Genomic DNA, 17,846 nt, shown 5'->3' with positions numbered 1-17,846 from the left:
ACCTCCAGTCAACCAACGTCCGCGCAGCGTAACTTTGACGCAGCCATGGCGTCAGGACCGCCTCGAACAATGACCGACGGGACCGCTAACATGCGCGCCCATGACTGACGACCTTCGCAATATCGTGCTCGGCGTGGCTGCCGCCGGAATCAGCGCCACGATCGGCTGGCTCACCCGCACGTACCTCTGGCGGCGCAGACTCCGGCGCAAGCAGGACTTCTTCGGACTGCCGGGAAACTCCGAGTGCATGCTCGTCGTCAACCGGGAGGCCGGCCGCGACGGGGCCGTGCACCGCTTCGACGTCTTCGCGCTGCTCGAACTCTCCGCGCTGATCAAGGACTGCGGTGCCAACGCCCAGATCGTCTGGCACGACATAGCCCAGCAGGGGTTCGGCGAGCGGACCGAGTTCTGCGTCGGCGGCCCCGTGTCCAACCGCCGGATGGCCGCGCATCTGCACTCCCTGCTGCCTGGTGTGAAGATCAACACGGACCCGGAGCCCGGTCCGGACCAGGGCGCGTTCCAGATCGGCTCCGAGCGCTACCGCATGGAGCCGGGCACGGCCGAGTACGTGCTGCTGGCGCGGCTGACCGCGGGGCAGGACGCACGCCCCGTCTTCCTGTTCTGCGGCCAGCGCGCGATCACCAATCAGGCCGCCACCCGTTATCTGGCCCGGCACCACGAGAAGCTGGCCCGCAAGCACGGCGGCAACTCGTTCTGCCTGCTGCTGAAGGTGGTCAACTCGCAGGCGTACGGCCCCGATGTGGTCGAGCTGGTCGCCGACGTGACCAGGGCGGCGCAGGCTCCCGCCCCGCTCCCGGCGGCGGACGCCTCGGCACCGGATCCGGCACCGTCGAAGCGCAGGTCCCGCCGCACGGCGAGCCAGTAGCACCACCAGCGGTCCGGCAGCGGCGGCGAGCGGAGCACCACAGACCCTCGTCGGGACGGCCGCGCTCTTGTCCGCTCGGTCACGTCACTGTCAGCGGAAGCGATGTGAGCCCGTTGATGAAGTTGGACACCAGCCGGCGCGGCGGGCCCGCCGGCACGTACGGCGGCAGCAGGTGCAGCGCCTCCTCGTGCAGCACCCGCAGCTGGAGGCGGGCGAAGTGCGCTCCGAGGCAGACGTGCGGGCCGTCCCCGAAGGAGACGTGCGGATTCGGCGTACGCGACAGGTCGAGGCGCAGCGGCTCCTGGAAGACGCCCTCGTCGTAGTTGGCGGACGCGTGGAGGACGACGACCTTGTCTCCCGCCCGGATCGGCTGCCCTGCGAGGGTGACGTCCTGTGCGGCGGTCCGGCGGAAGCTGAGGACCGGAGGATGCCACCGCAGCAGTTCGTCGACGGCATGGTCCACGTCCACCTTCCCGGCCCGTAGCCTGCGCTGCTCCTCAGGGTGTTCGGCCAGGGCGAGAAAGCCGCCGGGCGCGGCGCTGCGCACGGTGTCGTTGCCCGCGACCGTGAGCAGGAAGAAGAACATCTCCAGCTCGGCGTCGAGGAGTGCGGACCCGGCGAGCGCGGTCATGACGTCGTCGGCCGGATGGCGGCGCTTGTACGCGGCGAGCTGCTGCGCGTACTCGAACATCTCCTGCAGCATGGCCGGTGAGCGGGGGTTGACGGGCCTGCCGTCGGGGCCGAGCACCGGTGGTTCCTCGGGGTCCTGATAGGCGATGACGCGCTCGGTCCACGTCAGGAGCAGTCCGCGGTCACTCTCGGGCACACCGAGGAGATCGGCGAGATTGAGCAGGGCGTAGTCGTCGGTGACGGTGTGCACCAGGTCGAACTCGCTGCCCGATTCCCTTGCCCTGGTGAGGAGTTGCCGAGCACGTGAACGCGCGGCAGCGGTGAAGCGGTCGATGCGGCCCGGGACGAAGGCCCGGCTGACCAGCCGCCGCAGCCGCCCGTGGTCCGACGGCGTCTGCCCCGCGACACGAGGGGAGGGGTCCTGGTTGAGCATCATGCGGCGGATGAAGGGGAGATCGGCCGGGTCGGGGTCACGGATCTGGGTGGCGCCGAGGTGCGAGGAGAAGACAGCGGCGTCCTTGAGGACCCGTACCACGTCGGCGTGGCGGGTCACCGCCCAGAATCCCGGTCCGGGCGGCCAGCCCAGGACCTCGTACTCCTCCTGCCAGGCCACGGGGTGGCGGTCGCGCAGGAGGCGGAAGGCGTCGTGCGGCAGCCCTGCGGCGTAGATCCGCGGATCGAAGACATCGGGCACGCTCATGCCGGAACTCTCGCACGGCACGGTGCGGCAGGACACGAACTGCGTGCGGCCCTCTGGACGTTCACTGACGCGGCATCCAATAATTGTTACGCGTGCGTAACTTACCGGGGAGTTACCCCAGGTACGCCTTCGACGTTACCGTCGAGTCACTTCGCTGTGACAGTTGAGTCAGACGAGTGAGGAGTGACCCGTGGGACTTCCGCGCAAGGCACTGCGCACCACCGCCATCGGTACCGTCTCCGCCGCGCTTCTCGCCGCGCCCGCCGTCGTCGCCACCCCTGCGGTGGCGGCATCCGGACAGCAGGCACTGACCCGGCAAGCGGGCGTGCCGGGTGTGCGGTTCGTGGACATCGAGGGCGACGGCGGCACCGTACTCAAGGCCAACGTCTTCACCCCGGCCGGCTACGACGGCCGGCAGAACTACCCCGTGATCGTGCTGCCGACGAGTTGGGCGCTGCCTCAGGTCGAGTACGTCGCGCAGGCCGCCAAGCTCGCCGACTCCGGCTATGTGGTGGTCAGTTACAACACCCGCGGCTTCTGGCAGTCCGGCGGCGAGATCGAGGTGGCGGGCCCGCCGGACACCGCCGACGCCTCCAAGGTGATCGACTGGACCCTCGCGAACACCCCTTCCGACCCCGACCGGGTGGGCATGGCCGGCGTCTCGTACGGCGCGGGGATCTGTCTCCTCGCCGCGGGCCACGACAAGCGGATCAAGGCGGTGGCGGCACTCAGTGGCTGGGGCGACCTCGTCGACTCCATCTACAGTCAGCGCACCCAGCACAAGCAGGCCACGGCGTTCCTCGTCGGCGCCGGATATGTCACCGGACGGCCGAGCGCGGAGTTCCAGCAGCTCACGGCCGACTACTTCTCCGGCGACCTCAGCAAGGAGCCAGGGCTGATCGCCTGGGGGAAGAAGCGCTCCCCCGCCACCTATCTTGACAAGATCAACGCCAATGGCGCCGCCATCATGCTCGGCAACGCCTGGGGCGACACGATCTTCCCGCCCAATCAGACCGCGGACTTCTACGAGAAGCTCACCGGCCCCAAGCGTCTGGAGTTCCGCCCCGGCGACCACGCCACGGCCGAAGGCGGCGGTCTGCTGGGCCTGCCCAACGACACGTGGACCAGCGCCCACCGCTGGTTCGACCACCATCTGCGCGGTGCCGACAACGGCGTGGACGGTGAGCAGCCGGTCCGGATCAAGAGCCGCTCGACCGGTGGGTACGAGACATACCCGGACTGGAAGTCGGTGGGCGCCGACCGGCGCAAGATCGCGTTGGCCGACTCGGAGCATGTCTTCGCCAACGTCGATTCGGGCGCCAACGGCGGGATCGTCTTCCTGTCCAGCATCCTGGACCAGTTCGTCAGGCTGCCCCCGATGGCCTCGATCCCCCTGCTCCCTCGGGCCTTTGCCGCCGTGTGGAAGTCCGAGCGGTACGACTCGAAGCAGCGGATCCGCGGCACCGCGAAGCTCCACACCACGGTCACCGGCACCAAGGAGAGCGGTACCCTCGTCGCCTATCTGTACGACGTGGGCCCGCTCGGCCTCGGCAAGCTGGTCAGCAATGCCCCCTACACCTTCCACGGGAAGACGCCGGGTCAGCCGTTCACCGTGGACCTGGAGTTGTTCTCCACCGCCTACGACGTACCGGCCGGCCACCGTCTTGCCGTGGTCATCGACACTGTCGACCCGCTCTACATCGAGCACAACCCGTCCGGCGCACAGCTGACCTTCTCCTCGCCCGCGGCCGACCCGTCCTACCTGTCGGTCCCGCTGCGCAAGGAGTGATCACCGGCTGCATGCGAAGGGTGCCCCTGCCTCAGGCACGGGGAGGGTGGTGCTCCATGAGCTCCTCGAGCTGCTGCCCTCCCCGTGGCGGATCAACGGCCCCTGGCGGATCAACGGTCTTCGGGAGATCGACGGCCTCTGGCGGATCGACGGCCATACGCTGCCCTGTCCCCTCTCGGCTGTGTCCGGTCAGCGCAAACTATCCAGCCCGGCAAGGGACTTCACACCGACACGCATGAGCCGGGCATAAGCCGTATTAATCAGGCTTCGGCCGCTTCCGCGTACACCTGGGACAGCTCGGGCGCTCCGTTGACAGCCCATTCCAGCCCTGCCTCGACCACGCTGATCTCACGGCCGGAGGCCAGCCGGACCACCGGATGGCCGCCCGGCCAGACGTGCCAGTGCGCACCGGGCACCGTGCGCACGATGACGGTCCCCAGATACAGCCCCGCGTCGTTGCCGAGCCAGGGCAGCTCCTCGGGGTCGTCGCGCCAGCGCGGCGGCAGCTGGTCCAGCGCGCTCAACGAACCCGGCGAGTCGTCCAGTTCGAGCCCGGCCTGGCCGGCCCGGACGCGCAGCAGCTCGCACTCGGACAGCAGCTCGGCGACCGCCTCGGCGCGCTCCGGGTCGGTGTCGACGGCGGTGGCCGGTTCCCTCTTCCCCCGTTCATCGCCGTGGCGTCCGAGCCAGTTGTCCAAGAAAGGGATGTTCATACCGCTCAGCCTCGCATCCGGGGTGCAAGGCGCACCACAAGGCGCGCGTCAACCAACGTCAGATGTCCAGGTCGACAACGACCGGCGCATGGTCCGATGCTCCCTTGCCCTTGCGCTCCTCCCGGTCGACATAGCTGTCCTTGACGGCCTTCGTAAATGGTTCATTCCCGTACACCAGGTCGATACGCATCCCGCGGTTCTTGGGGAAGCACAGCTGGCGGTAGTCCCAGTAGGTGAACGGGTGGTCGTACTTGAGCGGCCGGGGCACCACATCGGTGAGGCCGCGGCCGCGCAGGGCCTCCAGCGCGGTGCGCTCCGCCGGGGTCACATGGGTCATGCCCTCGAAGAAGGACGGGTCCCACACATCGTCGTCGGTGGGCGCGATGTTGAAGTCGCCGAGCAGCGCGAACGGCCGCTCGCCCGCGGCGTCGGCCGCCACCGCCGTACCCAGCGCCTCCAGCCAGCGCAGCTTGTACGCGTAGTGCTCGTGGGCGATCTCGCGGCCGTTGGGCACATAGACCGACCAGACGCGGGCCGGGCCGCAGGTCGCGGAGATCGCCCTCGGCTCCTGCACGCCGTCGTAGTCGGGGCCGCCGGGCAGGCCCCGCACGACGTCGTCCAGGCCCACCCGGGAGACCAGCGCCACGCCGTTCCACCGGCCGGTGGCCTGGATCGCGGATTCGTAGCCGAGCTCACGCAGCTGGTCAGCGGGGAACTGCTCCTCGGTGCACTTGGTCTCCTGGATGCACAGCACGTCGGTGCCGGTGCTCTCCAGCCAGGCCAGCAGCCGGGGCAGCCGGGCGGTGATCGAGTTGACGTTCCAGGTGGCGATGCGCATGTCCCAAAGCCTAACGGCGAGGTGTGACAGTCACAGATCCCGCGCCTCGCCCGGGGTGAGCCGGCCGTGGTCCGCACCGCCGAGCCCGCCGATCTGCCGGTCGTAGATGGGCCGGGCGAGCTCGGTGAGCAGTGCGTCGTGGACGTCGATGGCGCGCTGCGGCTTCACCTCGCGCACATAGTCGATCACCTCGGAGATCTTGCTCCACGGGGCGTGCACGGGGAGCAGCAGCGTCTCGACCTGATGGTCGGGGACGGTGAGCGCGTCTCCGGGATGGAAGACCGAACCGTCCACCAGGAAACCGACGTTGGTGATCCGGGGAATGTCGGGGTGGATCACCGCGTGCAGCTCGCCGTACACCTGCACGTCGAAGCCGGACGCGGTGAAGGAGTCGCCGTGGCCGACGGTGTGCACGCGGCCCGGGAACGCCGCCGAGAGCTGGTCGGCGACGCTGCGGAGCGTCCACAGCGCCGCCGCCGGGTTCGCCTCCAGCGCCGCCCGCATCCGGCCCTCGTCGAAGTGGTCCGGGTGCTCGTGCGTGACCAGGATGACGTCCGCCCCCAGGGCGGCATCCGGTTCGCTGAAGCCGCCGGGGTCGACGACGAGCCGGCTCCCGTCCTTCTCCAGCTCGATGCAGGCATGGATCCTCTTGGTGAGCCTCATGCTTCCCATCCTGCTACGCCGGGGGTCTGGTCTCCTCCTGAATGACCGTCTGCGCCACCCGGAACGCCGCGTTGGCCGCGGGGACACCGCAGTAGACGGCGGTGTGGATCAGGACCTCCCTGATCTCGGTGGGGGTGAGCCCGTTACGCAGGGCGGCGCGGGTGTGGAACGCGAGCTCGTCCAGATGTCCGCCCGCGACCAGCGCGGTCAGCGTGACGATGCTGCGAGCTCGCCGGTCCAGTCCCTCGCGGGCCCAGACCTCGCCCCAGGCGTAGCGGGTGAGCAGCTCCTGGAAGTCGCCGGTGAAGTCGTCGGCGGCGGCCGTCGCCCGGTCGACATACGCGTCGCCGAGCACTTCGCGGCGGATCTTCATCCCGGTGTCGTACGGATCGGGGCGCAGCGACGGGTCCCCCGCCGTGCGGTCGGGCACCGCGGGTGCGATCTCGGCGACCGGGGCGACGGGTGCCGAGGTGGGGGGCATGGCCGGCACCGGGATGGCGGTGAGGGTGTCGTGCCAGGCGGTCGCGAAGTGGTGCAGCAGCAGGTCGGTGACGGCGGCGGGCTGCTCGACCGGCGCGAGATGGGAGGCGCCGGGGACCAGCGCCAGCCGGGCGTCCCTTATCCCGGCGACCAGGGTCCGGGCCTCGGCGGGGCCGGTGACCCGGTCCTCGGAGCCGACCAGCACCAGCGTCGGCACACCGATCATCCCGAGCTCTGCCCGTACGTCGAAGGCGGCGAGCGCCTCGCATGCCGCGATGTAGCAGCCGGGGTCGGTGGTGCGGACCATCTGGACCGCCCACTCGACGATCGCCGGCTGGGCTGCGGCGAAGCCCTCGGTGAACCAGCGCTCGGGCGCGCTGCGGGCCATGGGTTCGAGGCCGTTGGTGCGTACGACCACGCCGCGCTGACGGAACTCGTCGGCGGTCCCGAACCGCGGCGACGCGGCGACCAGCGCGAGCGAGGCGACCCGGTGCGGATGACGCAGCGCCAGCTCGACGCCGATGGCACCTCCTATGGCGCAGCCGGCGTAGCCGAAGCGCTGGATGCCCAGCTGGTCGAGGGTGGCCAGCAGCCGCTCGGCCAGCTCGGGCACGGACGAGGCCGCATGCGCGGGCGCGCCGCCATGGCCGGGCAGATCGAAGCGGATCACCCGCCATCGCTCGCACAGCTCGTCGATCTGCCGGTCCCACATGTGCCATGTGGTGCCCAGCGACGGGCCGAGGATGAGCGCGGGAGCGTCGTCGGGGCCGTCGATCCGGTACTGCAGGGTCTTCGGGGGCGTCTGCGTCTCACTCACGTGCCCCACGGTAGTGAGTGGAATGACCTGCTCCGGTCAGGGGGTCGATCAGGGGGCGGACGTCGAGACGACATACACCCATGGACGGGTCGGTTCGGTCAGATCGACCGTGATGTCCTGGGTGGGCCGGGGATCCTTATGCGGGTGGGTGGTACCCGCCCAGGCGCGGCCCTCGAGGCCGAAGTTCCAGCCGACCACCTCTGCGTCGCGGTCACTGATGGTGACCTTCCCGTCCTTCAGAGCGGCACGGCTGGTCCCGACGCCGTCGAGAAATGCGTCGAGGCCGTCGGAGGAGGTACGGAACTGGACGTAGAGCCGACTGGTCTTCCAGTTGCTCGTCTCGTAGTAGCCGACGCGCCAGGAGCCCTCCGGGATGGGCACCTCGAAGATGCGGCGCTTCATGAGCGAGGGCCACTTGTCGCGCAGGCCCGTGGCCGAGGACTCGGCCTCCTTGTCGCGGCCGCTGTCACGGCTCTGCTCCGCGGAGATCACGAGATAGCCGGCCGGGATGCCGACGAGCAGCACGATGGTGATCGCGGTGAGCCAGCGGCGGACGAGCATGTGGCGGCGGGTCTCGCGCGGCGGCGTGCTCGTGTCCGGAGGCATGGTCTGGCGGGGCACGGTCATGACGGGGGTTCCTGGGTCGCGCGGGTGGAGCTGGGACTGCGCAGCGCCTGTGCGTAGCGTTCGTAGCGCTCATGGCGCTCGACACGGCGGCGGTTGGCCCTGCGGAAGCGTCGCGCCACGAGCCGGGCCAGGTCTGCGGCCCCGACCATACCTGCTTCGGGTCCGAGCTGGGCTTTGGCGATGCGGGCCTCGGGGCGGTAGCCGCGGCCGGTGAGATGGCGGCGGAAGGCGTCCCGGGCGGGGCCGATGAGCAGGTCGTCGGCGGCACTGACGCCGCCGCCGATGACGAAGCAGGACGGGTCGAGGGCGGCGGCGAGGTTGGCGATGCCGATGCCGAGCCACTGGCCGATGTCCTGCAGCAGCTCGACGCACATGGGATCGCCCTCGCGGGCGAGCTCCGTGATCAGCGGCCCGGTGATGTCGCCGATGTTGCCGCCGACGCGGTCGATGATGCTGTACGCCACGGGGGAGTCGGCTGCGGCGAGCTCGCGGGCCTCGCGCACCAGCGCGTTGCCGGAGCTGTACTGCTCCCAGCAGCCGCGGTTGCCGCAGGGGCAGCGGTGCCCACCGGGCACGACCTGCATATGACCGAACTCACCGGCCACCCCGTACTTGCCCCGCTTGACCTGGCCGTCCTCCAGGATCGCGCCACCGATGCCGGTGCCGAGCGTGATCATCACCAGATGGTCCTCACCACGGCCGGCACCGAAGCGCCACTCCGCCCAGGCGGCGGTGTTGGCGTCGTTGTCGACCAGGACCGGGACGGCGAGCCGGGCCGAGAGCGCGTCACGCAGGGGTTCGTTGCGCCAGGCGAGGTGAGGCGCGAAGAGCACCTTGGAACGGTCGGCGTCCACCCAGCCCGCTGCTCCGATGCCCACCGCGTGGACGTCGTGCCGGTCCGAGAGGTCGAGGACCAGCTCGCAGATGGTGTCCTCGACGACCTTGGGGCTCTTCGACTTGTCCGGGGTCTCGGTGCGGACCTTCTCGAGGATGACGCCGTCCGCGTCGACGACACCGGCCATCACCTTGGTGCCGCCGATGTCGATACCGACGGTGGGGACCCGGGGCGCGGTGAGATGCGAGCGCCGCTCGCGGGTGCCGATGGTCTTGAGGACGGTGGCGCGGGCAGTGCCTCGCTGCGTGAAGTCGCGGTACGTACTCAAGTCGTCCCTGCGGGTTCGTTGTGGCCGGTCCGGATACCCGGGGCGGACGGCGCCCGCCGCTCTTGATGCTAGGGCCATTCTTCCGGATCTTGCCGGGCCCGCGCGCCTGGCACGGCACTCCCCCGGCCCTTCGGCCACGGCAGGCGCCCCAGGCCCTGCAGGGCCTGCAGGGCCTGGGGAGACCCCACATGCACCGGACCCGCTCACCGGTCCGGCCTGATCCGGGCCGAGAGGCCCTAGTCGGCGGGGGCCGGCTCCCCGGTTGCACGGCCGCCGATGTGGGTCGGGGCGGGGGCACGTTCCAGCTCGTGGCGCAGGTCCTCGAGCTCGCTGCCGCCGGCCATCTGGCGGGTGAGTTCGTCCAGAGTGACGGAGTCCTTCGTGTGCGTGGCCGACATGACGCCGCGCTTGAGGAGGATGAAGCGGTCACCGACCAGATAGGCGTGGTGCGGGTTGTGGGTGATGAGCACCACGCCGAGTCCTGCGTCCCTGGCGGCGGCCACATACTTCAGCACGACCCCGGACTGCTTCACGCCGAGCGCCGCGGTCGGCTCGTCCAGCACCAGCACCTTGGCGCCGAAGTACACCGCGCGGGCGATGGCGACGCACTGGCGCTCGCCGCCGGACAGCGTTCCGATGGGCTGGTCGACGTCGCGCAGGTCGATGCCCATGCGCAGCAGCTCGGACCGGGTGGTCTCGCGCATCGTCGAGACGTCGAGGCGCCTGAAGGGGCCGGCGCCCTTCGTCGGCTCGGAGCCGAGGAAGAAGTTGCGCCACACCGGCATCAGCGGGACGACGGCGAGGTCCTGGTAGACCGTGGCGATACCTCGGTCCAGCGCCTCGCGTGGGCTGGTGAGGGTGACCGGTTCGCCGTCGATCTCGAAGGTGCCTGCGTCATGCCGGTGCAGACCCGCGATGATCTTGATGAGGGTGGACTTGCCGGCACCGTTGTCACCGAGGACACAGGTGATCTCGCCTGCGTGGACCTCGAGGGAGACACCTTCGAGGGCGCGGATGTTGCCGTAGTACTTGCTGACGTCGTCGAGCTGTACGAGAGCGGTCCCGCTCTTCACAGATGTCACCGTGTCGCCTCCGCGCGCTTGCGCACCCATGCGTTGAGCAGGGTGGCCAGAAGGAGCATCGCTCCGAGGAAGAACTTGAACCAGTCCGGGTTCCACTCCGCGTAGACGATGCCCTTGCTGGTCATACCGAAGATGAACGCACCGATCGCCGAGCCGATCGCGGAGCCGTAGCCGCCGGTGATCAGACAGCCGCCGATGACGGCCGCGATGATGTACGTCAGCTCGTTGCCGACGCCCTCGCCGGACTGCACCACGTCGAACGAGAACAGCAGGTGCTGGCCCGAGACCCAGGCGGCGAACGCGACGCCCATGTAGAGGCCGATCTTGGTTCGCTGGACCGGGACGCCGACCGCGCGGGCCGCGTCCGCCCCGCCGCCGACCGCGAAGATCCAGTTGCCGAAGCGGGTGCGCAGCAGGATCCATGTGGCGAGAGCAATCAGGACGAACCACCACAGGACGGTCACCTTGAACGTCACGTCACCGACGGTCCACTCGGAGGCGAAGACCTCCTTGGCCGAGGCGAAGCCCTCCATGTCGCTGATCGACTTGGTGGAGACCGTGCCGCTGATCAGCTTGGTGAAGCCGAGGTTGAGGCCGGTCAGCATCAGGAACGTGCCGAGCGTGATGATGAAGCTCGGCAGTTTGGTCCGGGTCAGCATGAAGCCGTTGAAGACCCCGACGGTCAGGGTGACCAGCAGCGAGACGCCCACCCCGACCCAGACGTTGGCCGTCATCTGGTAGCTGAACATCGAGGAGATCAGCGCGGAGCTGGTCACCAGCACGCCCGCCGAGAGGTCGAACTCTCCGCCGATCATCAGCAGCGCAACCGGCACGGCCATGATGCCGATCGTCGATGCCGCGTACAGCACGGTGGAGAAGCTGGACGCCTGGAGGAAGGAGTCCGCGACGACCGAGAAGAAGAGGAAGACGGCCACGGCGCCGACGACCGAGCCGAGCTCGGGGCGGCCCATCAGCCTGCGCAGCGGCGAGACGCGCAGCAGCCGCTCGTCGGCCGCGCTCGGGGCCTTGTCGGGTGTGGCAGGTGGTGCGGTCGCGCTCATCGGGTCCCCCGTTCCGTGTATCGCTCCAGTTCGGCGGTGTCCTTCTCGGTGACGATCTGCGGGCCGGTCAGGACGGGCCGCCCGCCGCCGAGGACGTCGGCGTTGTACCTGTAGAGCCACAGCAGGTCGATGGCCTGGTAGCCCTGGAGGTACGGCTGCTGGTCGACGGCGAAGCCGAGCGTGCCGTCCTTCAGTCCGGTCACGACCTTCGGGTTCAGGTCGAACGTGTCGATCTCGGCCTCCGACTCGGCGGACCGCTTCGCCTGCGCGGCCGCGTCGGCGAACGGCGCGCCCAGGGTGACGACGGAGTCGATGGACCGGTCGGCCTGCAGCTTGGCCTCGATGGAGGCCAGGACGTCGGGCATGCTCGTGCCGTCGACGTACAGGTTCTGCAGTTGGCCGGCGAACGTCTTCTTCGCCCCGGCGCAGCGCTGCTCGTGGCCCACGTTGCCCTGCTCGTGGATGACGCACAGCGCCCTCTTCTTGCCACGCCGTTCGAGCTCGTCGCCGACGGCCTCGCCGGCGATCGTCTCGTCCTGCCCGATGTGGGTGAGCGCGCCGTAGGCCTTGGACGCCTCGGAGCCCGAGTTGACGGTGATCACCGGGATACCGGCCCTGCGGGCCTTGGCCACGACATCCTTCATGGCGTCCGGCTTGGCGAGGGTGACGACGAGCCCGTCGACCTTCTTGGTGATGTACGAGTCGACGAGCTGGGCCTGCTGCTGCCCCTCGTCGCTGTGGGCATACAGAAAGTTGATGTTGTCCTTCTCCGCGGCCTGCTTCGCCCCGCTCTGGACGATGTCCCAGAAGGTGTCGCCGTCCCCCGAATGGGTGACCATGGCGAAGGTCCACCTCGGGGTGGTGACGGCGGCCTTGCCGGTGGCGTTCCGGGCTGCTTCGCGGGCCTCCTCGGCGCGCTTTCCGCCGGTGCTGCTGCATCCCGCGAGGGAGGCTCCGAGTACCGCCGCCAGCACGGCGCCGAGCGCCCGTATCCCTCTTCCTGCCCGTGCCACGACGCCGTGCCCTTCTTGCCGTACTCGCTGCGCTGCCTTGCGCGGCCGGGTCGCGGATCGAGGTGGCCCGGCCGCCCAAGTATGGATCACCGCAGGTGGGAGGGTCGGCATCGGGTGCGTCATCGGGTGCCGTCGGCGGTCAGCTTCTCCAGGGCGGCAACGTCCTTCTCGGTGACGAGTGCGGGGCCGGTCAGGATCGGCTTGCCGCCGCCGATGACATTGAGGTTGGTCTTGTTGAGCCACAGTTCGTCGATGGCGAGATACCCCTGGAGGTAGGGCTGCTGGTCCACGGCGAAGCCGATGTCGCCGGCCTTCAGCTGCTTCACGACGTCCTCGTTGAGGTCGAACGTGTTGACCTCGGCGCCGGAACCGGCGCCCGCCTTGGCCTTGACGGAGGCGGCGGCGAACGGTGCGCCGAGCGTGACGACGGCGTCGATGTCCTTGGCGCTCTGCAGCTTCGCCTCGATGGAGGAGGTGGATGCGGGCATGTTGGTTCCCTCTACGTTGAGGTTCTCGACACTGCCCTTGAAGGTCTTGCGCACACCGGCGCAGCGGGCCTCGAGCGAGACATTGCCCTGCTCGTGGATGACGCAGAGCGCCTTCTTCTTGCCGCGCTTGTTGAGTTCCTCGCCGACGGCCTCGCCCGCCACGGACTCGTCCTGTCCTATGTGGCTGAGCGCGCCGAGGTCCTTGGAGAACTCGGCGCCGGAGTTGATGGTGACGACGGGGATGCCGGCGGCGACGGCCTTCTTGACGACGTCGCTCATCGCCTCCGGCTTGGCGAGGGTGACGACGATCCCGTCCACGTCCTGGTCGATGTAGGTCTGGACGAGCTGCGCCTGCTCCTTGGCCTCCGGGGCGGCGGCGTAGAGGAACTGGACGTTGTCCTTCTTGGCCGCGACCTCGGCGCCGCTCTGGACGATGTCCCAGAAGGTGTCGCCCTCGCCGGAGTGGGTCACCATCGCGATCTTCAGCCGGGGAGTCTTGGCACTCTCGCCTCCCCCGCCGGCCGCCGAGGGCTTCTCGTCGCCCTCCTTGCCGCCGGAACTGCTGCATCCGGCGAGGACGACCAGGGCGCTTGCGGCGAGCAGGGCTGCTGCCGTGCGGGTGGTTCGCATGGTGGGTCCGCCTTCTCTCCCGGCCGCCGGGTTGCGGCTGGGTGAGTTTCTACGGCGGCCCCGCGACCCCGTCAAGACTTTGTCCGAACATTCTTACTCGGAAGGGATCACTCCGGGACAGGTGGCGGGAGTGACGCCAGGTCGCGTCTGACACATCGCGCCGTCCGCCCGCAGGGCGCGCCAGGCGGGATGTGTCAGACACGGCCTAGGGGCGCACGAGAAGCTGGAACTCGAAGGCGTACCGGGAGGCGCGGTAGATGTGCGAGCCGAACTCGACGGCCCGGCCGGTGTCGTCGAACGTGGTGCGCTCCATGGTCAGCAGCGGCGCGCCGGCCGCCTCCCCCAGCAGCTCGGCCTCGGCCAGGGTGGCGGCACAGGCGCCGACCGACTGGCGGGCACTGTGCAGGGTGATACCCGCGGCACGCATCATCCGGTACAGCCCGGTGGACTCCAGCTGCCGTGTGTCGCAGTCGAGCAGCCCGGCCGGCAGATGGTTGCGCAGTCGGGCCATGGGCTCGCCGTGGGCGTAACGCAGCCGCTCGATCAGTTGCACGTCGCTGCCCTCGGGGATACCGAGGGCGGCGGCGACCTCGGCGCTCGCGGGTTCGACGAGGTTGCGCAGCACGTCGGTGGCGGGGCGCTGGCCGGCCGCCTCCAGGTCGTCGTAGAGGCTGCTGAGCTCCAGCGGACGTCTGACCTGGCTGTGCACGACCTGGGTGCCGACGCCGCGGCGGCGCACCAGCAGACCCTTGTCGACCAGGGACTGGATGGCCTGGCGGACGGTGGGCCGGGACAGCCCCAGACGGCCGGCGAGCTCGATCTCGTTGCCGAGCAGGCTGCCGGGCGTGAGACTCCCCCGCTCGATGGCCGATTCCAGCTGCTGCGAGAGCTGGAAGTAGAGCGGGACCGGACTGGTGCGGTCCACGCTCAACTGGAGCGACAGGGACGGTTCCGTCTCGTGTCTGGGCTGCTTGGGCACGTGGGGGAGCGTAGTCGCAGGGAATGTTGACGGGAAGTCGTGAGGTTCGATTGTCAGGACAAAGCCTTGACACGGTGGCGGGCAGGACTCCACCTTTGGGCCATGCGCATCGGACTCATCGGAACGGGACGTATCGGCACGTTTCACGCGGGTGTACTCAGCCGCCACCGAGAGGTGGGTTCGCTGGTCGTGACGGACGCGGACCCGGCCCGTGCGGCCGCGGTGGCCGAGCGCATCGGGGCGACGGCCGCCCCCAGCGCGCACGAGATCTTCACCTGGGGCGTGGACGCCGTGGTGATCGCGTCCGCGACCGCTTCGCACGCCGATCTCATCTCCCGCGCCGCACGCACCGGGCTGCCCGCGTTCTGCGAGAAGCCCATCGCCCTCGACCTGGCCGGCACGCTCGGCGCGCTGCACGAGGTCGAGCAGGCGGGCACCGTCCTGCAGCTGGGCTTCATGCGGCGGTTCGACGCCGGGTACATCAAGGCCCGTGAGGTGGTGCGCTCGGGGTCCCTCGGCCGGCTGCACACCGTACGCGCCGTCACCGCCGACCCCTCGCCGCCGCCCGCCGCGTATCTGCCCCTGTCCGGCGGGCTGTACCGGGACTGTCTGGTGCACGACTTCGACATCCTTCGCTGGGTGACCGGCCGCGAGATCGTCGAGGTGTACGCGACCGGCTCGGACACGGGGCCCGCCATGTTCCGTGAGGCCGGCGACGTCGACACGGCGGCCGCGCTGCTCACCCTGGACGACGGCACGCTGGCGACCGCGTCCGCCACCCGCTGCAACGGCGCGGGATACGACGTCCGGATGGAGCTGGCCGGGGAGTCCGACACCGTGGTCGTCGGCCTGGACGACCGCACCCCGATCAGCTCGACCGAGCCCAAGGGCCCGTCGGCGGCGGACAAGCCGTGGCCGGGCTTCCTGGAGCGCTTCGCCCCTGCGTACGAGGCGGAGCTGGACGCGTTCGTCCGCCTGGTGAACGGGGAGAGGGACGAGAACCCGTGCGACGGACGCGAGGCGCTGACGGCGCTGCGGGTCGCGGAGGCGTGCGAGTTGTCGCGCCGCGAGCACCGGCCGGTGCGGCTGGACGAGATCCCGGCGGACTGACCGCGCCCGGTGCAGCACGGACCGTAGCTCCCGGCCGGACAGCAGCTGTCCGGCCGCCTCCGGCCCGTGCCCCCGCCTACCAGGTGACGGGCAGCCGCTCCGGGCCCCTGATCAGCATGCCGGTGCGCCACGGGACAGCTGCCGGGTGCGCGTCCAGGGACAGGTCCGGGCAGCGCTCCAGCAGCGAACGGATCGCGATACGGGCCTCCAGGCGGGCCAGCGGAGCGCCCAGGCAGTAATGCATACCGTGGCCGAAGGCCAGGTGGCCGCGGGTGTCGCGGCGGATGTCGAAGCGGTCCGGGTCGGGGAAGCGGCCCGGGTCCCGATCGGCGTCGGCCAGAGCCACCAGGACCAGCTGGCCGCCGCCGGGGATGGTGATGCCGCCGAGGTCGTAGGGATGGGTGGTGAAGCGGTAGGTGGGCGTCTCCACCGGGCCGTCGTAGCGGAGCATCTCCTCGATCGCGCCGTCCATCAGGGAGAAGTCGGCGCGCAGGGCCGCCAGTTGGTCCGGATGCGTCAGCAGGGCGAGTACGCCGTTGGAGATGAGGTTGACGGTGGTCTCATGACCGGCGACCAGCAGCACCCAGGCCATGCCCATCAGTTCCTCGCCGCTGAGCCGGTCGCCGTCGTCGTCCGAAGCGTGGATCAGCGCGCTCATCAGATCGTCGCCGGGCTGTTCCCGCTTCTGCGCGAGCAGCCGGCCGAGGTACTGCGACAGCTGCCCGGCCGCGGTCTCCCGCTCGATTCGGTCGGTCGACGCGAGCGCGGTGTTGGACCAGCTGCGGAAGGAGTCCTGGTCGAGGAACGGAACCCCCAGGAGTTCGCAGATGACGGCGATGGGCAGCGGGAAGGAGAGTGCGTCGACGAGGTCCGCCTTCCCGGCGGGCAGCATCGCGTCGAGCAGCTGATCCGTGATCTCCTGGACGCGCGGGGCAAGTTGCTCGACGCGCCGCATGGTGAACTCGCGGGCGACCAGTTTACGCAGCCGGGTGTGGCGCGGAGCGTCGGCGCTGAGCATCGTGATACCGGCGGAGAGCGGGGCGATGCCGAGCTCGGGCGAGACGTTGCGCCATTCCTTGGAGAGGGCGGCGTCGGCGAGAGCGGCACGCCCGGCCTCGTATCCGACGATCAGCCAGGCCTCGTGCCCCTCGGGCATCCGGATGTGGTGCACGGGGCCGCGGGCGCGTAACTCGGCGTAGACGGGATAGGGGTTGCGGGTGAAGTCCTCGCCGAGGGCGGCGAGATCGACTGTCGCGGCGTCGGTGGTCACGGTCTTCCTCTCAGGTCATGGAGAGTCGTGGAGAGCTGCGTGAGCACGTCGCGCAGTTCCCTTCGCTGCTCGGTCCCGGGGGCGCCGGGCGGGTGGTGTTCGTCGAGCTGTTCGAGCCATGCGCGGACGCCTGCGGCTCGGAGCGGCGCCGGGAACAGGATCGCGCCGCCGCTCGCCTTTTGCTGCTTGCCATAAGCGTCGAACCAGCAGGTCACTGCCAGCCGTCCCAGCCGGGCGGCCGTCCGGCCGCCGCCCCGCCCAGGAAGTTGCCGTGCGTCCAGGCCGAGACCTCCCCTGCGGGCACGTCGATGTGGACGCCGCCGTACGGGATCCGGGGCGCCGTACGGGCCCGGGTACCGGGCAACAGCTGTCTGACCACTTCCGGTCCGTGTCCCAGGACGTCCGCCACATTCTCCCCCGCCACCAAGTGGCCCTGTGTGCCGTCCCGGTAGGCCACGGTGACGGCGAGCGTGAAGTCCGGCTCGTCGAAGTCGGCCGGGTCGAAGGGCACATGGCCGCCGCGGGTGGCGAGCTCGCTGCGCACCAGCTCCCGTTGCACACCCACGTGCGCGACGATGTCCTCCAGGCCGTCGTACGCCCAGCGCACCCGCCACCCCGGCCAGGTCCTGGCCAGTACCTCGAACATCACCGACCGCTCGTCCCAGCTCTCCAGGTGCCACGTGAACAGCAGCAGCACCCGGGCGTCGTGGTCCACGACCGCTGCGGCCTCGCACTGGACGTCGTCCATCCAGCCACCCGGGCCCGCCTCCTGTCGGCCGGCGACGAAACGGCTGAAAGCGTCCGGTCCCTCCAGGATGTCGAGCCCGAACGACGGCGCGCCCCAGCGCCAGTAGTACTGCTGCCATACGCCGTCGCGGACCACCACATAGCGCGCTCTCTCCGCCAT

Annotated in this window: 18 protein-coding genes; 3 read left to right on the top strand and 15 right to left on the bottom strand. The window is 69.9% G+C overall.

Annotated features, from left to right (window positions below; translation table 11 throughout):
- The first annotated feature begins 100 nt into the window (after nucleotides 1–100).
- Nucleotides 101–886, top strand: coding sequence for a hypothetical protein (locus ABZ208_RS02835; RefSeq protein ID WP_356907782.1), 786 nt, complete (start codon nucleotides 101–103; stop codon nucleotides 884–886).
- 79 nt (nucleotides 887–965) lie between these two features.
- Here the strand turns inward: ABZ208_RS02835 and ABZ208_RS02830 are convergent, their stop codons facing one another.
- A complete protein-coding gene (locus ABZ208_RS02830; RefSeq protein ID WP_356907781.1) occupies nucleotides 966–2,216 on the bottom strand; it encodes a cytochrome P450 in 1,251 nt (416 codons plus the stop codon).
- A gap of 190 nt (nucleotides 2,217–2,406) precedes the next feature.
- On the opposite strand from ABZ208_RS02830, the gene ABZ208_RS02825 reads away from it, so the two are divergent.
- Nucleotides 2,407–4,005, top strand: a complete 1,599-nt coding sequence (locus ABZ208_RS02825) for an alpha/beta fold hydrolase (protein WP_356907780.1) — start codon at nucleotides 2,407–2,409, stop codon at nucleotides 4,003–4,005.
- Between the two features lie 260 nt (nucleotides 4,006–4,265).
- Here ABZ208_RS02825 and ABZ208_RS02820 read toward each other — a convergent pair whose 3' ends face one another.
- From ABZ208_RS02820 to ABZ208_RS02770, 11 genes are all read right to left on the bottom strand, one after another.
- On the bottom strand, nucleotides 4,266–4,718 hold the full coding sequence (locus tag ABZ208_RS02820; protein WP_356907779.1) for a DUF6278 family protein: 453 nt from the start codon (nucleotides 4,716–4,718) through the stop codon (nucleotides 4,266–4,268).
- A gap of 58 nt (nucleotides 4,719–4,776) precedes the next feature.
- Complete coding sequence (locus ABZ208_RS02815) at nucleotides 4,777–5,556, bottom strand: exodeoxyribonuclease III (RefSeq protein WP_356907778.1); 780 nt, start codon at nucleotides 5,554–5,556, stop codon at nucleotides 4,777–4,779.
- Nucleotides 5,557–5,586: 30 nt separating this feature from the next.
- Nucleotides 5,587–6,219, bottom strand: a complete 633-nt coding sequence (locus ABZ208_RS02810) for an MBL fold metallo-hydrolase (protein ID WP_356907777.1) — start codon at nucleotides 6,217–6,219, stop codon at nucleotides 5,587–5,589.
- A 13-nt stretch (nucleotides 6,220–6,232) separates the two neighbouring features.
- The gene (pcaC, locus tag ABZ208_RS02805) at nucleotides 6,233–7,525 is read right to left on the bottom strand and encodes a 4-carboxymuconolactone decarboxylase (protein ID WP_356907776.1); all 1,293 of its coding nucleotides are present in this window, start codon (nucleotides 7,523–7,525) and stop codon (nucleotides 6,233–6,235) included.
- A gap of 39 nt (nucleotides 7,526–7,564) precedes the next feature.
- A complete protein-coding gene (locus ABZ208_RS02800; RefSeq protein ID WP_356907775.1) occupies nucleotides 7,565–8,143 on the bottom strand; it encodes a hypothetical protein in 579 nt (192 codons plus the stop codon).
- The gene (locus ABZ208_RS02795) at nucleotides 8,140–9,306 is read right to left on the bottom strand and encodes an ROK family glucokinase (RefSeq protein ID WP_356907774.1); all 1,167 of its coding nucleotides are present in this window, start codon (nucleotides 9,304–9,306) and stop codon (nucleotides 8,140–8,142) included. The genes ABZ208_RS02800 and ABZ208_RS02795 overlap by 4 nt, the downstream gene beginning before the upstream one ends.
- Nucleotides 9,307–9,542: 236 nt before the next feature.
- Nucleotides 9,543–10,418 (bottom strand): ATP-binding cassette domain-containing protein, encoded by an 876-nt coding sequence (locus ABZ208_RS02790; protein ID WP_356907773.1) that lies wholly within the window; start codon nucleotides 10,416–10,418, stop codon nucleotides 9,543–9,545.
- On the bottom strand, nucleotides 10,385–11,449 hold the full coding sequence (locus ABZ208_RS02785) for an ABC transporter permease (RefSeq protein WP_356907772.1): 1,065 nt from the start codon (nucleotides 11,447–11,449) through the stop codon (nucleotides 10,385–10,387). The genes ABZ208_RS02790 and ABZ208_RS02785 overlap by 34 nt, the downstream gene beginning before the upstream one ends.
- A complete protein-coding gene (locus ABZ208_RS02780) occupies nucleotides 11,446–12,462 on the bottom strand; it encodes a sugar ABC transporter substrate-binding protein (protein ID WP_356907771.1) in 1,017 nt (338 codons plus the stop codon). Before ABZ208_RS02780 ends, ABZ208_RS02785 begins: the two co-directional genes overlap by 4 nt.
- Before the next feature lie 119 nt (nucleotides 12,463–12,581).
- A complete protein-coding gene (locus ABZ208_RS02775) occupies nucleotides 12,582–13,580 on the bottom strand; it encodes a sugar ABC transporter substrate-binding protein (protein ID WP_356907770.1) in 999 nt (332 codons plus the stop codon).
- Nucleotides 13,581–13,785: 205 nt separating this feature from the next.
- Entirely contained in the window at nucleotides 13,786–14,505 is a 720-nt protein-coding gene (locus ABZ208_RS02770; RefSeq protein WP_328405449.1) for a GntR family transcriptional regulator, read from the bottom strand.
- A 156-nt stretch (nucleotides 14,506–14,661) separates the two neighbouring features.
- On the opposite strand from ABZ208_RS02770, the gene ABZ208_RS02765 reads away from it, so the two are divergent.
- Nucleotides 14,662–15,669: a Gfo/Idh/MocA family oxidoreductase gene (locus tag ABZ208_RS02765; protein WP_356907769.1), complete on the top strand. Its 1,008-nt coding sequence runs from the start codon at nucleotides 14,662–14,664 to the stop codon at nucleotides 15,667–15,669.
- Nucleotides 15,670–15,745: 76 nt separating this feature from the next.
- On the opposite strand, the gene ABZ208_RS02760 is transcribed toward ABZ208_RS02765, so the two are convergent.
- Genes ABZ208_RS02760 through ABZ208_RS02750 form a run of 3 tightly spaced genes read right to left on the bottom strand, consistent with a single transcriptional unit; the run spans nucleotide 15,746 to nucleotide 17,846 of the window.
- On the bottom strand, nucleotides 15,746–16,939 hold the full coding sequence (locus tag ABZ208_RS02760) for a cytochrome P450 (RefSeq protein WP_356907768.1): 1,194 nt from the start codon (nucleotides 16,937–16,939) through the stop codon (nucleotides 15,746–15,748).
- Nucleotides 16,936–17,154 (bottom strand): hypothetical protein, encoded by a 219-nt coding sequence (locus tag ABZ208_RS02755; protein ID WP_356907767.1) that lies wholly within the window; start codon nucleotides 17,152–17,154, stop codon nucleotides 16,936–16,938. Before ABZ208_RS02755 ends, ABZ208_RS02760 begins: the two co-directional genes overlap by 4 nt.
- Entirely contained in the window at nucleotides 17,151–17,846 is a 696-nt protein-coding gene (locus ABZ208_RS02750; RefSeq protein ID WP_356907766.1) for a hypothetical protein, read from the bottom strand. The genes ABZ208_RS02755 and ABZ208_RS02750 overlap by 4 nt, the downstream gene beginning before the upstream one ends.

This window comes from Streptomyces sp. NPDC006208, assembly GCF_040613775.1.
In the GTDB taxonomy this organism is placed as follows: Bacteria; Actinomycetota; Actinomycetes; order Streptomycetales; family Streptomycetaceae; genus Streptomyces.
This window is presented reverse-complemented; position numbering and strand designations above follow the sequence as displayed.

Bases quoted from the DNA above. Each gene is read 5' to 3' on its own strand.
- ABZ208_RS02790 (WP_356907773.1), bottom strand. From the start codon at position 10,418: ATGGGTGCGCAAGCGCGCGGAGGCGACACGGTGACATCTGTGAAGAGC.
- ABZ208_RS02835 (WP_356907782.1), top strand. From the start codon at position 101: ATGACTGACGACCTTCGCAATATCGTGCTCGGCGTGGCTGCCGCCGGA.
- ABZ208_RS02775 (WP_356907770.1), bottom strand. From the start codon at position 13,580: ATGCGAACCACCCGCACGGCAGCAGCCCTGCTCGCCGCAAGCGCCCTG.
- ABZ208_RS02800 (WP_356907775.1), bottom strand. From the start codon at position 8,143: ATGACCGTGCCCCGCCAGACCATGCCTCCGGACACGAGCACGCCGCCG.
- ABZ208_RS02815 (WP_356907778.1), bottom strand. From the start codon at position 5,556: ATGCGCATCGCCACCTGGAACGTCAACTCGATCACCGCCCGGCTGCCC.
- ABZ208_RS02830 (WP_356907781.1), bottom strand. From the start codon at position 2,216: ATGAGCGTGCCCGATGTCTTCGATCCGCGGATCTACGCCGCAGGGCTG.
- ABZ208_RS02820 (WP_356907779.1), bottom strand. From the start codon at position 4,718: ATGAACATCCCTTTCTTGGACAACTGGCTCGGACGCCACGGCGATGAA.
- ABZ208_RS02785 (WP_356907772.1), bottom strand. From the start codon at position 11,449: ATGAGCGCGACCGCACCACCTGCCACACCCGACAAGGCCCCGAGCGCG.
- ABZ208_RS02750 (WP_356907766.1), bottom strand. From the start codon at position 17,846: ATGGCGGAGAGAGCGCGCTATGTGGTGGTCCGCGACGGCGTATGGCAG.
- ABZ208_RS02810 (WP_356907777.1), bottom strand. From the start codon at position 6,219: ATGAGGCTCACCAAGAGGATCCATGCCTGCATCGAGCTGGAGAAGGAC.
- ABZ208_RS02765 (WP_356907769.1), top strand. From the start codon at position 14,662: ATGCGCATCGGACTCATCGGAACGGGACGTATCGGCACGTTTCACGCG.